This window comes from Rhizobium sp. L43, from assembly GCF_002531725.1.
Lineage (GTDB): Bacteria > Pseudomonadota > Alphaproteobacteria > Rhizobiales > Rhizobiaceae > Rhizobium.
Window position 1 is genome coordinate 25,917 of the sequence record NZ_NWSQ01000005.1, and the last position, 14,303, is coordinate 40,219.

Annotated in this window: 8 protein-coding genes; all 8 read left to right on the top strand. The window is 63.3% G+C overall.

Features of this window, described 5'->3' with window-relative positions; all coding sequences use genetic code 11:
* The first annotated feature begins 100 nt into the window (after nt 1-100).
* The 8 genes from CO667_RS07225 (at nt 101) to addA (ending at nt 14,248) form a co-directional block, all read left to right on the top strand.
* Nucleotides 101-502 carry a PTS sugar transporter subunit IIA gene (locus tag CO667_RS07225; RefSeq protein ID WP_004672623.1) on the top strand — a complete coding sequence of 134 codons (402 nt, stop codon included), beginning with the start codon at nt 101-103 and terminating at the stop codon, nt 500-502.
* Nucleotides 503-511: 9 nt separating this feature from the next.
* The gene (locus CO667_RS07230; protein ID WP_097610516.1) at nt 512-787 is read left to right on the top strand and encodes an HPr family phosphocarrier protein; all 276 of its coding nucleotides are present in this window, start codon (nt 512-514) and stop codon (nt 785-787) included.
* Nucleotides 788-1,063: 276 nt separating this feature from the next.
* Nucleotides 1,064-2,464 (top strand): adenosylhomocysteinase, encoded by a 1,401-nt coding sequence (gene ahcY, locus CO667_RS07235; RefSeq protein ID WP_097617747.1) that lies wholly within the window; start codon nt 1,064-1,066, stop codon nt 2,462-2,464.
* 203 nt (nt 2,465-2,667) lie between these two features.
* Nucleotides 2,668-5,253, top strand: coding sequence for a PAS domain-containing sensor histidine kinase (locus CO667_RS07240; protein ID WP_097617748.1), 2,586 nt, complete (start codon nt 2,668-2,670; stop codon nt 5,251-5,253).
* Complete coding sequence (gene tsaE, locus CO667_RS07245; protein WP_097617749.1) at nt 5,250-6,761, top strand: tRNA (adenosine(37)-N6)-threonylcarbamoyltransferase complex ATPase subunit type 1 TsaE; 1,512 nt, start codon at nt 5,250-5,252, stop codon at nt 6,759-6,761. Before CO667_RS07240 ends, tsaE begins: the two co-directional genes overlap by 4 nt.
* A gap of 13 nt (nt 6,762-6,774) precedes the next feature.
* Nucleotides 6,775-7,506 (top strand): nucleotidyltransferase family protein, encoded by a 732-nt coding sequence (locus tag CO667_RS07250; protein WP_097617750.1) that lies wholly within the window; start codon nt 6,775-6,777, stop codon nt 7,504-7,506.
* Nucleotides 7,507-7,509: 3 nt separating this feature from the next.
* A complete protein-coding gene (gene addB, locus CO667_RS07255; protein ID WP_097617751.1) occupies nt 7,510-10,704 on the top strand; it encodes a double-strand break repair protein AddB in 3,195 nt (1,064 codons plus the stop codon).
* On the top strand, nt 10,697-14,248 hold the full coding sequence (gene addA / locus CO667_RS07260; RefSeq protein ID WP_097617752.1) for a double-strand break repair helicase AddA: 3,552 nt from the start codon (nt 10,697-10,699) through the stop codon (nt 14,246-14,248). The genes addB and addA overlap by 8 nt, the downstream gene beginning before the upstream one ends.
* The last annotated feature ends 55 nt before the right edge of the window (nt 14,249-14,303 follow it).

The following is a 14,303-nucleotide window of genomic DNA, read 5'->3' on the forward strand; positions in this document are numbered from 1 at the left end:
ACTTCGGCTTTTCATAGCCAAGATGTGCCGCCACCGGTGGACGTAATTGCTGCATTGCGATATTGGGGCCACCGTTCGCGTATATGGGAGCAGTAATATCATGATCGGACTTGTGCTTGTCACTCATGGCAAGCTGGCTGAAGAGTTTCGTCATGCTGTCGAGCACGTCGTCGGTCCTCAGAAATTCATCGAGACGGTCTGTATCGGCCCCGAAGACGACATGGATCAAAGACGGCAGGACATTCTGCAAGCCGTTTCCGGTGCCGATGACGGCCATGGTGTCGTCATTCTGACCGACATGTTCGGCGGCACTCCGTCCAATCTCGCCATTTCAGTCATGAGTAGCGGCCATACCGAAGTCATTGCCGGCGTCAACCTGCCGATGCTGATCAAGCTCGCCGGCGTGCGCGGCGAGAACAACATGGAGAAGGCGCTGGTGGAGGCTTCCGAAGCCGGGCGGAAATATATCAATGTCGCGAGCCGCGTGCTCAGCGGAAAATAACGGCCCTTCATGACATCGCTCTCCCGGGAACTCCTCATCATCAACAAGCGCGGTCTTCACGCGCGCGCCTCCGCCAAATTCGTGCAGATGGTCGAGACTTTCGACGCCGCCATCACCGTTTCCAAGGACGGAATGACGGTCGGCGGCACCTCGATCATGGGCCTGATGATGCTTGCGGCAAGCCCCGGCTCGAGCGTCGTCGTCTCGGCGAGCGGCAGCCAGGCCCAGGAAGCGCTGGAAGCCTTAGACCAACTGATCCAAAATCGGTTCGGCGAAGAGATGTGAGCGTCGGCCAAGCTCATATAAACATATAAAGACTTCTTTATATCCTTATTGCCTTCGCATGCGAAGCCTGCTAAACGGCGGGCATGCCGTGCGCTACTGCGCGTTCGCATCGAACTTGCTTCATGTGACGCGTCTTAGCTCTCTGTTTTTGTGCATGTCGTCATTCCGGAACCGCTGCACACCTCCGGGCGACACGCATCAGCACGGGGCCCATCCATCGCGCGGTCATCTCGCGCCTGCGCCAATTTTGAGACGTTTTTCAGCCTGGAGACCTCTATGAGCACTGAAAAAGATTATGTCGTCGCCGATATCGGGCTTGCGGATTTCGGCCGCAAGGAAATCACCATCGCCGAAACCGAAATGCCGGGGCTGATGTCCTGCCGCGCCGAATTCGGCGACGCAAAGCCGCTCAAGGGCGCGCGCATCACCGGCTCGCTGCATATGACCATCCAGACCGCCGTGCTGATCGAGACGCTGGTGGCGCTCGGCGCCGAAGTCCGCTGGGCCTCGTGCAACATCTTCTCGACGCAGGATCATGCCGCTGCCGCGATCGCCGCCGCCGGCGTGCCGGTCTTCGCCATCAAGGGCGAGTCGCTCGAAGATTATTGGGTCTATACCGACAAGATCTTCCAGTGGGCCGATGGCGGTCTTTCCAACATGATCCTCGATGACGGTGGCGACGCCACCATGTACATCCTGCTCGGCGCCCGCGCCGAAGCCGGCGAGGACGTGCTGTCCCACCCGCATTCCGAGGAAGAGGAAATCCTCTTCGCACAGATCAAGAAGCGCCTCGCCGCATCTCCGGGCTGGTTCACCAAGCAGCGCGACGCGATCAAGGGCGTCACCGAGGAAACCACGACCGGCGTCAACCGCCTCTATCAGCTCAGCCAGAAGGGCCTGCTGCCCTTCCCGGCGATCAACGTCAACGACTCCGTTACCAAGTCGAAGTTCGACAACAAGTACGGCTGCAAAGAATCGCTGGTCGACGGCATCCGCCGCGGCACCGATGTGATGATGGCCGGCAAGGTTGCCGTCGTCTGCGGCTACGGCGACGTCGGCAAGGGTTCTGCCGCTTCGCTGTCGGGCGCCGGCGCCCGCGTCAAGGTCACCGAAGCCGATCCCATCTGCGCCCTGCAGGCTGCCATGGACGGTTATGAAGTCGTGCTGCTCGAGGACGTCGTTTCCTCGGCCGATATCTTCATCACCACGACAGGCAACAAGGACGTCATCCGCATCGACCATATGCGAGAGATGAAGGATATGGCGATCGTCGGCAATATCGGCCACTTCGACAACGAAATCGAAGTCGCGGCGCTGCGCAATCTCAAGTGGACCAACGTCAAGCCGCAGGTCGACCTGATCGAGTTCCCCAAGGGCAACCGCATCATCCTGCTTTCCGAAGGCCGCCTGCTCAACCTCGGTAACGCCACCGGCCATCCGTCCTTCGTGATGTCGGCCTCCTTCACCAACCAGACGCTGGCGCAGATCGAGCTCTTCACCAAGCCCGGCGAGTATTCGAACCAGGTCTATATCCTGCCGAAGCATCTCGATGAAAAGGTTGCCCGCCTGCATCTTGACAAGCTCGGCGTGAAGCTGACCGAGCTTTCCGCGGAACAGGCTGCCTATATCGGCGTCTCGCCGAAGGGCCCGTTCAAGGCCGACCACTACAGATATTGATCTTACCGTCAATATCCACAAGATGTAGAAGCCGCGACATTGACAAATGCCGCGGCTTATTTTTTGGGCGCTCCCTTCCCGCCGATTCCCTTCCGAAGTATTGTTTTAAGACTTGATTCGGGACACCGGACCCCGTCCGACCGTCTCGAAAATGGGATGTCTTGTCGTAATGCGGCACATTGAAGGACGGAGACATACCGCGGATGTCGGAAATGAAAAACAGCCTGCCCGGTCAGGCGGATGATGGCGCTCGCGCCGGTCGCCGCCTGAGCATGGCACGTCAAGAACACAAATCTGCAACGGCACACGAGGCCGCAAAGCAAGAGCATGGATCATTGGCGCGCTTTCTGAAAGCCTGCGCGGCCGGCACGGCGCTTGCCGCGCTGGCGCGGCCGGTTCTGGCACAGGGCGAGCAGCAGGCGGCGGCCTCGGCTCACCTCTTCACCTCCTCGCAGGTCGTCGGCGCTTCCGTCGTCATCGGCGTCATATCGGCAGCACTGCTTTCGACATTGTGGCTGGTGCGTCAGCGCGGCAATCTGGAAAACGAGAGCCGGGAAATCCGCTCGGCACTTTCCGATGCCCAGCAGCGCATTTCGCAATACCAGGCGCTGATCGCCGACAAGAACCGACGGATCGTCATCTGGGACGGTACTGCGCGCCCGGAACTGCTCGGCCAGCTTCCGCCCGAAACCGGCGCGCCGCAAGACGGCGAATTCCTCGCCTTCGGCCTCTGGCTGAAGTCACGCTCGGCCGCCGATCTGGAAAAGGCGATCGACCGGCTGCGCGACGAAGCGCAGAGCTTCGACATGGTGGTCGAAACCATCCGCGACGAAATCCTCGAGGCGCAGGGCCGGGTTTCCGGCGGGCGCGCCTTCGTCCGTTTCGTGGCGCTCAACAATCTGCGCGCCGAGCTCGCAGAAATCAGGATCGAGCGGGACCGGCTGATGACTTCGATCTCGGCCTTCCAGACCATGCTAGACGCGATCGACATGCCGGCCTGGCAGCGCGACCCGGCGGGTCGCCTCACCTGGGTCAACCAGGCTTACGGCGAGGCGGTCGAAGCGCGATCGCCACAGCAGGCGATCAATGAAGGCCGCGAGATGCTGACGACCGTGGCGCGCGAACGGATTCGCGCGACGACGACGCCGGAATCACCCTTCCACGACACGATCTCGACGGTCGTACACGGCAACCGCACATTCTTCGATGTCGTCGACGTCAGGCTTCCCGGCGGCTCGGCCGGCATCGCCATCGATGTGTCCGACATAGAGGCTGTGCGCGCCGAGCTGGAACGGACGCTGAAGAGCCATGCCGAAACGCTCGACCATCTCGCCACGCCCGTCGCCATCTTCGACGGCGACCGCCGCCTGCAATTCTACAACCAGGCCTTCGTCGCGCTCTGGGAACTGGATATCGCCTTCCTCGAAGGCCGGCCCGACAATAGCGAGTTGCTCGAGCGGCTGCGGGCGGCCAAGAAGCTGCCGGACCAGCTCAACTGGAAAAGCTGGAAGGAAGCGGCCCTTTCCGTCTATCGCGCGCTCGACACGCAATCCGATCTCTGGCACTTGCCGAACGGCCAGACGCTACGCGTCTTTGCGACCGCCCATCCGCAGGGCGGCGCCACCTGGGTGTTCGAAAATCTGACCGAACAGGTCGATCTCGAAACGCGCTACAACACGCTGGTCAAGGTGCAAGGCGAAACGATCGACCATTTGTCCGAAGGTGTGGCGGTGTTCGGCCCCGACGGACGCATCCGTCTGTCGAACCCGGCCTTCCGCGCGCTCTGGGGGATCACGGAAACGGAAGCCAAACCCGGCACCCATATCCGCGCATTGGGCGAAGCCTGCTCGCCGTCCTACGACCGGCCGGACGGCTGGAAGACCTTCGCCGAACTGATCACCAGTTTCGACGACGAACGCCGCTCGGGCCAAGGGACGCTGGAACTCTTTTCCGGTCTCGTGCTCGACTATGCCGTCATCCCGCTGCCGAACGCCCAGACCATGCTGACCTTCGTCAACATGACGGACAGTGTACGCGCCGAGCGGGCGCTGACCGAGAAGAACGAAGCGCTGCGCAAGGCCGACGAGCTGAAGAACGATTTCGTCCAGCACGTTTCCTATGAACTGCGCTCGCCGCTGACCAATATCATCGGCTTTACCGATCTGCTGCGCACCCAGGGCGTCGGGCCGCTGAACGAGCGGCAGTCCGAATATATCGACCACATCTCGACCTCATCCTCGGTTCTGCTGACGCTCGTCAACGATATTCTCGACCTTGCGACCGTCGATGCCGGCATCATGCGCTTGAATTATGCGGATATCGATCTCAACGATCTGCTCGACGACGTCTCGATGCAGATCGCCGATCGCCTGCACGAAAGCGGCGTAGCGCTTGAAATCACCGCCCCGGCCTATCTCGGCTCGATCGTCGCCGATCCGCAGCGGCTGAAACAGATCCTGCTGAAGCTGCTTTCCAACGCCGCGAATTTCTCGCCCGAGGGCAGCTCGATCTCGCTCGAATGCCGCCGCGAAGGCACGGATTTCGTCTTCGCCGTCAGCGACCGCGGCCCCGGCATCTCGCCTGACATGATCGCCACCGTCTTCGACCGTTTTGCGACGGGGGCGAAAAGCGGCAAGCGCGGCGGCGCCGGCCTCGGCCTGTCGATCGTCGACAGCTTCGTCAGCCTGCATCATGGTGACGTGACGATCGACAGCGAGCCAGGCAGGGGAACCACCGTCGTCTGCCGTATCCCCTCGGTCAACGTCCCGCATACCGCGGCCGCCGAATGACGACCAGTGATACGATCTCGCTTTTCCTGAAAGACGAGGCGGCCACCATTCGACTCGGCGAAGACCTGGCGCTGGCCCTGAAGGCCGGTGACTGTCTCGCCCTTTCCGGCGATCTCGGCGCGGGCAAATCCTCGCTCGCACGGGCAATCCTGCGCGCCATCGCCGATGACGAGGGGCTCGAGGTCCCGAGCCCGACCTTCACGCTGGTGCAATCCTACGATCTGCGTATCCCCGTCTCGCATTTCGATCTCTACCGGCTCGGCAATCCCGACGAATTGACGGAACTCGGCTTCGACGAGGCCCTGGAGAACGGCATCTGTCTCGTCGAATGGCCTGAGATGGCTGAGGGCGAACTGCCGGCCGAGCGCGTTGCACTGACATTGCACCACGAAGGCAGCGGCCGGCGGGCAATGATCAAAGCCTCAGACCCGCAGGCCGCGCGCATCCACAGGGTCCTGGCGATCCGCACCTTCCTCGACGACGCCGGCTATCCCGATGTCAAACGCCGCTTCCTGACCGGCGATGCTTCGCTGCGCGCCTACGAAGCGATCTATCCGAACGCTGCTCAACGAAAAATACTGATGGATTGGCGCCCGCATCCCGAGGGACCGCCGGTCTATGACGGCAAGCCCTATCCCAAGGTCGCGCATCTGGCACAGGACGCCTATCCTTTCGTCGCGATCGCCGATGCGTTGCGTGAACGGGGGTTTGCGACGCCGGAGATCTACAAGGTCGATTATATCAAGGGCATTCTGCTGATCGAAGATCTCGGCACCGAAGGCGTGCTCGATGACGACGGGCAACCAATTGCCGAACGTTACCGGCAAAGCGTCGCCTGCCTCGCCCATCTTCATTCCATGCAGATTCCGCAGGATATCCCGGTTTCTCCGACGCATACGCATCACATTCCGGACTTCGATCGCACGGCGATGAAGATGGAAGTGCAGCTTGTGCTCGATTGGCATATTGCCTGGAAGCGCGGCACGGCCCCCACCGATGGCGAGCGCAAGGAGTATCTGGCGATCTGGGACCACTTGATCGACGAGCTGCAATCGGCTGAAACGAACCTCCTGCTGCGCGACTTCCATTCGCCCAATATCATCTGGCGCGAACATGAAATCGGTATCGGCAGGATCGGCATCATCGACTTCCAGGACGCCATGATCGGCCCGACCGCCTATGACCTTGCTTCCATCGTGCAGGATGCGCGCGCGACGATCGAACCGGACCTCTTCCGGCAGCTGATGGACGATTATCTCAGCCTTCGCCGCGCGCAGGGCGGCTTCGACGAAGCCGGATTCATGAAGGCCTGGGCGATCATGTCGGCGCAGCGCAACTGCAAGCTCGCCGGCCTCTGGGTGCGGTTGTTGCAGCGCGACGGCAAGCCCGGCTATCTCAAACACATGCCGCGCACGCTCACCTATCTCAGGGTCGCACTCGAGCACGAAGCGCTTGCCCCCTTGCGCGATTGGTGCGCAAGGGCTGGAATAGGCCAAAGCGAATCATAAGTTCCGGATCAGAATGACGATCAGACAAGCCATGGTACTGGCCGCGGGTCTCGGAACCCGCATGCGCCCGATCACCGACACGATCCCGAAGCCGCTGGTGAAAATCGACGGCAAGCCGATGATCGACTACGCGCTGGATTCGCTGGTGGCGGCCGGCGTCGAACGCGCCGTCGTCAATGTTCACCACCATGCCGACCAGATGCTCGATCATCTCGGGAATTATCAAGGCCTCGACATCGCCATTTCCGATGAGCGGGAGGCGCTGATGAATTCCGGCGGCGGCCTGGCCAAGGGGCTGACGCTGCTGACCCGCGGCAACATCTTCGTCATGAATGCCGATCTCTTCTGGATCGGCGAACAACCGGGACGGCCGACGAACCTGCAGCGTTTAGACGGATTCTTCGATGCCGAGCGCATGGATATGGCGCTGCTTTGCGTGAGGATTGAAGATACGACGGGTCACAACGGACGGAATGATTTCGGCATGGCGGCCGATGGCCGGCTGACGCGGTATCGCGACGATCCCTCCAATCCCGTCGTCTATGCCGGAGCGATCGTCATGAAGCCGTCACTGCTTGACGATGCGCCGAAGGATGCCTTCAACCTCAATATCTATTTCGACAAGGCAATCGCGCGCGGGCGACTGTTCGGCATGGTGCTCGAAGGCCACTGGCTGACGGTGGGAACGCCGGAGGCGATCGGCGAGGCGGAGCAAACGATCCGACGGCTGCGGGCGTTCGCGTGAGCCATGGCGGAGCGGCACCAGCCACGCATCCTAACGATCCCGGCGGGCCTCTCCTTCCTGAAAACGCTGGCGACGACACTTTGCGACGGCCGATTGACGCCGCTTTTCCGGCATGAGGCCGATGATCCGCTATCGCTTTCCACGGTGACGATCTATCTGCCGACCCGGCGCGCCGTGCGTGTGCTGCGCTCGGAATTCGTCGACCTGCTCGGCGGCCGTTCGGCGATCCTGCCGGTCATCCGCCCGCTCGGCGAAACCGACGACGACAGCGGCTATTTCGATGAAGCGCTGCCGGCAACGATCGATCTCGCCCAGCCGCTGTCGAACACCGCCCGTCTGCTGGAGCTTGCGCGCCTCATCCTTGCCTGGCGAAACAAGCTGCCGGAGATCGTCCGCCACATTCATTCGGACTCGCCGCTCGTCGCACCGGCAAGCCCGGCGGATGCGATCTGGCTCGCCCGCAACCTGGCGGAGCTGATCGATTCGATCGAAACCGAGGATCTCGATTGGTCGGAGCTGTCGAAACTCGACACCGGCGACTATGCCGCCTGGTGGCAACTGACGGCGGAGTTCCTGCAGATCGCCAGCGCCTTCTGGCCGGAGCGGCTTTCCGAACTCGGTAAATCCTCGCCGGCGCGGCACAGAAACGCCATTCTCCGGGCCGAAGCGGGCCGGCTTTCGGCGACGCAACCCGCAGGTCCGATCATCATCGCCGGTTCGACAGGTTCCGTTCCCGCCACCGCCGATCTCATCGCCGCCGTCGCCAATCTGCCCGAAGGGGTGATCGTGCTGCCGGGCCTCGATCTCTCCATGCCTGAGAAACACTGGCAGATGGTGGCGCCGGAACCGGCACCCGGCCAACATGCCAATCCCGCAAGCCGCAGCCATCCGCAATATGGCCTGTCGTCGCTGCTCAAGCGGCTGAAGCTGACGCGTGCCGACGTGACGCTCCTCGGCGGACCGGAAGCCGATCTTGACCGGCGCGCCGAAATCCTGTCTCGGGCCCTCACCCCCTCGGAGGCGACCAGCGATTGGGGGGCATGGAAGGGTGACCTCCCCGAGGGCGCCCTGTCTTCAGCCTTCGCCGATGTGTCGCTGATTGAAGCCGCCAATGAGCGCGAGGAAGCAACGGCGATCGCCATCGCGCTCCGGCTTGCCTTGGAGAAGCCGGGACAGGACGGCGACAGCCGGGCAGCCCTCATCACGCCGGACCGCAATCTCGCCCGGCGGGTGATGGCCGAGCTGTCCCGCTTCGGGATCCTCGCCGACGATTCGGCCGGCACACCGCTTGCGGCCACGCCGCAGGGCACGCTGCTGCAGTTGCTGCTGGAGGCAGCGTTGCGGCCGGGCGATCCGGTGGCGATCGTCTCGCTGCTCAAACATCCGCTCGCCCGCTTCGGCCTCGAACGCCACGCATTGATTTCGGCGACCGAGGCGCTCGAACTGCTGGCACTGCGCGGCGGCGTGACCGAGGTGGATATCAGCACGCTGGAGCCGCTGCTGACCCACCAACTTGCCGAACAGGCGCTGGACAGACACGCGCCGCAATGGCGAAAGGCGCTTTCATCAGATGCGGCCGAGGCCGCATACGACCTTGCCCGGCGGGTCACACGAGCGACCGAGCCGCTGGCTTCGGCGCTGATGCGGCACCGGCCGGAGGATCGCGGAAGAACGGTAAGCTTCACATTGTCCGAATGGGCGGAGCGCACCGGTCGTTCGCTGGAAGCCGTGGCGGCCGATCCGCGCGGCAATCTCGCCGATCTCTGGTCAGGCGAAGCGGGAGATGCGCTCGCCGCCCTGCTCGGCGAAGTGATCGACACGGATGGCCAGATGGAGGCCGACGGGCCGCAATGGATCGATATTATGGCGGCCCTTGCCGCCGGTCATGCGGTAAAGCCGCGGGCGCTCAGCCATCCCCGCCTCTTCATCTTCGGTACGCTGGAAGCGCGCCTGCAGAGCGTCGATACCCTGATCCTCGGCGGCCTCAACGAGGGCACCTGGCCAGGGCAGACCGCCAACAATCCTTTCATTCCGCGCATGATGAAGACGGAAATCGGCCTCGAACCGCCGGAACGGCGCATCGGCCAGCTGGCGCATGATTTCGAGATGGCGAACGGCACGCGTCATCTGATCTATTCCCGCGCGCTGCGCCAGGGTTCGACGCCGACCGTCGCCTCACGCTGGCTGCAGCGGCTGCTGGCGCTCGGCGGCGAGGCGTTCGAAGCGGAATTGAAGGGACGCGGCAACCGGTTCCTGCAGTGGGCCGGTCTCATCGATCGCGGAGAGGCCCAAGCGCCGGCGCAGCGACCCTCGCCGAAGCCGCCGCTGGCCCTGCAGCCGAAATCCTATTCCTTCAGCGAAGTCGGCCGGCTGCGCCGCGACCCCTATGCCATCTATGCCCGTCGTGTCCTGCGGCTCGATCCCGTCGACGCGTTCAACCGCGATCCGGGTGCGGCCGAACGCGGAACGCTCTATCACAAGATCATCGACCGGTTCATCCGCGAGGCCCATATCGCCGGCACGCCGGATGCGGCAGCGGCGATGGAGCGCATCCTTTCCGAACTTTTCGACACGGAGAAGCTGCCGCCGCATATCGATGCTGTGTGGCGGCCGCGCTTTCGCGCCGTGGCCCGCGCCTTCCTCGAATGGGAAGCCGGACGGCGGCCGGGCATCCGCAAAACACTGACCGAAGTGCGGGGCGGCATGGAGCTGGAGCCGATCAATATCCGGCTCACCGGTGTCGCAGACCGGATCGACGTCACCGGACCGAACGCTGCCGACGTCATCGACTACAAGACCGGTTACAACCCCTCGCCGGCGCAGGCACGCGTGCTTCTCGATCCGCAGCTTGCACTCGAAGCGGCGGCCTTGCGTGCTGGCGCCTTCCGCGATGCCGGCAGCCTCGTGCCGCAGGACCTGCTTTATGTGCGTCTGCGGCCGGGAAGCCGCTTCCAGATCGATACCGTCAACAATGAGAGCTCGGCGCGCAGCGACAAGGCGAAATCGGCAATGGATCTCGCCGAGGAATCGATCGATCAGCTGGTCAAGTTCGTGGGATTGCTGCAGTCCGGTGAGAAAGGCTTCACCTCGCGGCTGATCCCGGCGCAGCAATTCGATTTCGGCGGCGACTACGATCATCTCGCCCGCGTCTCCGAATGGTCGACGGCCGAAACCGAAGAGGGCGGCGGCGATGAGTGATGTGACCGCGCTGCCCACCGACGCCGATCCGGGCGCCTGGATCGGCTGGACGACGATCCAGCAGGCGATTGCCTCCGATCCCGAGCGTTCGGCATGGGTCTCGGCCAATGCCGGTTCCGGCAAGACGCATGTGCTGACCCAGCGCGTCATCCGCCTGCTGCTATCAGGGGCGCGGCCTTCCGCCATTCTATGCCTCACCTATACCAAGGCTGCGGCCTCCGAAATGTCGAACCGTGTCTTCGAACGGCTGGCGGACTGGGTGGTGCTCGATGATGACGACCTGAGCCGGCGGATCACCCAGATCGAGGGGACGGCTCCCGATCGATTGAAGCTTGCCGAGGCCCGGCGGCTGTTTGCCAAGGCGCTGGAGACGCCCGGCGGCTTGAAGATCCAGACGATCCATGCCTTTTGCGAAGCACTGCTGCATCAGTTCCCGCTGGAGGCCAATGTCGCCGGCCATTTCTCGGTTCTCGACGACCGCGCGGCGGTGGCGTTGCTTTCCGATGCGCGCCGGGCGCTGCTGACCGCAACCGCGCCGGAGAAAGACAGCGCCCTTGCCGAGGCATTCGCCTATGTGCTCGATCTCGGCGACGAATCCGGACTGGAGAACCTGCTCGGCGACATCGTCGCCAACCGCAACGCCATCCGTCGTTTCACCGCAACGGCCGAACAGCAGGGCGGCGTGGAGACGGTCCTGCGCGAAAGGCTCGGCCTTGCCGCCGGCGACACGGAAAGCCGGATCGCGGCGCAATATTGGCCATTACCGGCGCTTTCGGGCGGCATGCTGGAGCTCTATCTCTCGCTTTCCGACCAGAAGGGCGGCGCCAAGGCGCAGGAGGTTGCCTACGGCCTCAGGCTTGCCGGGCGCGAACGCGATGACGCAAGGCGCGCGCAATTTCTCGAGAAAATCTTCCTGACCGCGAAGGGCGAGCCGAAGGCGGATTCGCAATTCTTGGTCAAGGCCATGCTTGCCGAGGCCCCGCAGCTGGCGGACGCTATTGCCACTGCCCGGGCGCATGTCGCCGCCAGCCGCGACCGGCTGAAACTGATGCGGATGTATGGCGCGACACATGCGGCACTCGTGCTCGCCGACCGGCTGAACCGCGACTATGAGGAGCTGAAGAAGCAGCGCAGCCAGCTCGATTTCGAGGATCTGATCACCCGTACCGCCGACCTTTTGACGAAAAGCGGCGTCGGCCCCTGGATCCACTACAAGCTCGATCGCGGCATCGACCATATCCTCGTCGACGAGGCGCAGGATACCAGCCCGATCCAGTGGAGCGTCATCCAGTCGCTCGCCGAGGATTTCTTCTCCGGCGAAAGCGCCCGGCCGATCGTGCGCACGCTGTTTGCCGTCGGCGACGAGAAGCAGTCAATCTATTCCTTCCAAGGCGCCCGGCCCGAGCGTTTTTCCGAGGAGAGCGACCGAACCCGGCGGCGTGTCTCCGACAGCGGCCAGAGCTTTTCCTCCGTCCGGCTGCCGCTCTCCTTCCGCTCGACCGCCGACGTGCTCGAAGCCGTCGACCAGATCTTCAGCACATCGGACAATGCACGCGGTCTCAGCGCTGTCGGCGAACCGGTCGTGCATCGCTCCAGCCGCATCGGACATCCCGGCGCCGTCGATCTCTGGGACATGGTCGCACCGGAAGCGGTGGTGAAGGAGGAGGACTGGACGGCGCCCTTCGATGCGACGCCGGAAAGCGCGCCGGCGGCAATCCTGGCACGACGGATCGCCCATTCGATCGGCACGCTCGTCGGGCGCGAGACGATCGTCGACAAAGGCAGGGAACGCCTGATCGAAGCCGGCGACATCCTGGTGCTGGTGCGCAAGCGCGACGCCTTCGTCAATGCGCTGACGCGGGCGTTGAAGCGCCGCGGCGACATTCCGGTCGCCGGCGCCGACAGGCTGGTGCTGACCAGCCATATCGCCGTGCAGGATCTGCTGGCGCTCGGCCGTTTCCTGCTGCTGCCGGAAGACGATCTTTCGCTCGCCGCCGTGCTGAAGAGCCCGCTTTTCGATCTCTCCGAGGACGACATCTTTGCGATCGCCGGCCTGCGCGGCGACAATCAGAGCGTCTGGAGCCATCTCAAGAGCTTCGCCGCCGACGGCACCCAGCGTTTCAGCGCTGCCGTGGAGAAGCTGGAGCTGTTCCTTCGGCAATCCAGGAGCCTGTCGGTTCATGATTTCTTTGCACGTGTGCTGGGCAGCCATGGCGGGCGGCGGCAATTCCTGGCCCGGCTCGGCACCGAGGTCAGCGATATCCTCGACGAATTCCTGACCTTCACCCTCGATCACGAGAGTTCCGGCCTTCCCGGGCTGCAATCCTTCATCTCGACGCTGGAGCTCGAAGCGCCGGTGGTGAAGCGCGAGCAGGACAAGGGGCGCAACGAAGTGCGGATCATGACGGTGCATGCCTCCAAGGGCCTGGAAGCACCGATCGTTTTCCTGGTCGACGGCGGTTCGAAGGCCTTCACCCATACCCACTTGCCGAAGCTTCGCCTGATCGAAACAGACGCCGATGAGCCGCCGATGCCCGTCTGGGTTCCAGTCTCCGATCTTTCCAATTCGCTGACGCAGGATGATGCGGCGCGGATCCAGATCCTGGCGGAGGAGGAATACCGCCGATTGCTCTATGTCGCCATGACGCGCGCCGCCGACCGGCTTGTTGTCTGCGGCTATCGCGGCGTGCGGCTGAATAACGACACCTGGCATATGATGATTTCGGCGGCCCTCAGCGACGACCATCCGCATGTGGAGGCGACCACTTTCTCCGGTCCCGACGGCGAATGGCCGGGTATCGAATGGCGCGTGCCACGGGTGGAACGGAGCTTCGAGCGTACCGACCGCAGCGAGCAGCGCGACAGCGAGGAGATCCTGCCGGACGGTCTGTTGCGGCCATTGCCGCCGCAGGCAGAGCTGCCCCGGCCGCTCAGCCCTTCCGGCGCCGGGACGATCATCGACGAGGACGAAGGCGGCCTGCTCGTGGTCTCACCGTTGTTTACCGAAAAGGAGCGCAGCGATCGTTCATTGGAAAAGGGCAGGCTGATCCACCGCATGCTGCAGGCGCTTCCCGAAATTCCATCTGGCGAACGGCCCGATGCGGCGCGCCGCTATGCCGAGCGGGCGGCTCGGTTCTGGCCGGAAGCCGAACGGCGCAAACTTGTCGATTCGGTTCTGAAACTATTGGACGAAGAGGGCCTGCAGGCCGTGCTCGGGGCGCAGGCCCAGCCCGAAGTCTCGATCATGGGAACCTTGACGCTCGAAGGCCGGCGCTATGCCGTTTCCGGCCGCATCGACCGGCTTGCCGTCCTTGCCGACCGCGTCGTCATTCTCGACTACAAGACCAACCGGGTGCCGCCGGCAACGGAGGAGGCGATCCCCTTCGCGCACCGGGCGCAGCTGGCGATCTACCGCGAGATCCTGGCGCCGCTCTATCCCGACAAGCGGATCGACTGCATGCTTGTCTATACGGAAAATGCCTCGCTCTATACGCTGAGCGAAACGGTGCTCGGTTTGGCGCTTGCAGCAGTCAAGACAAAGTGAAATACCGGACATTGAAAATTCGGCACCGCACCATCACATGTGGTTCAACACCCAA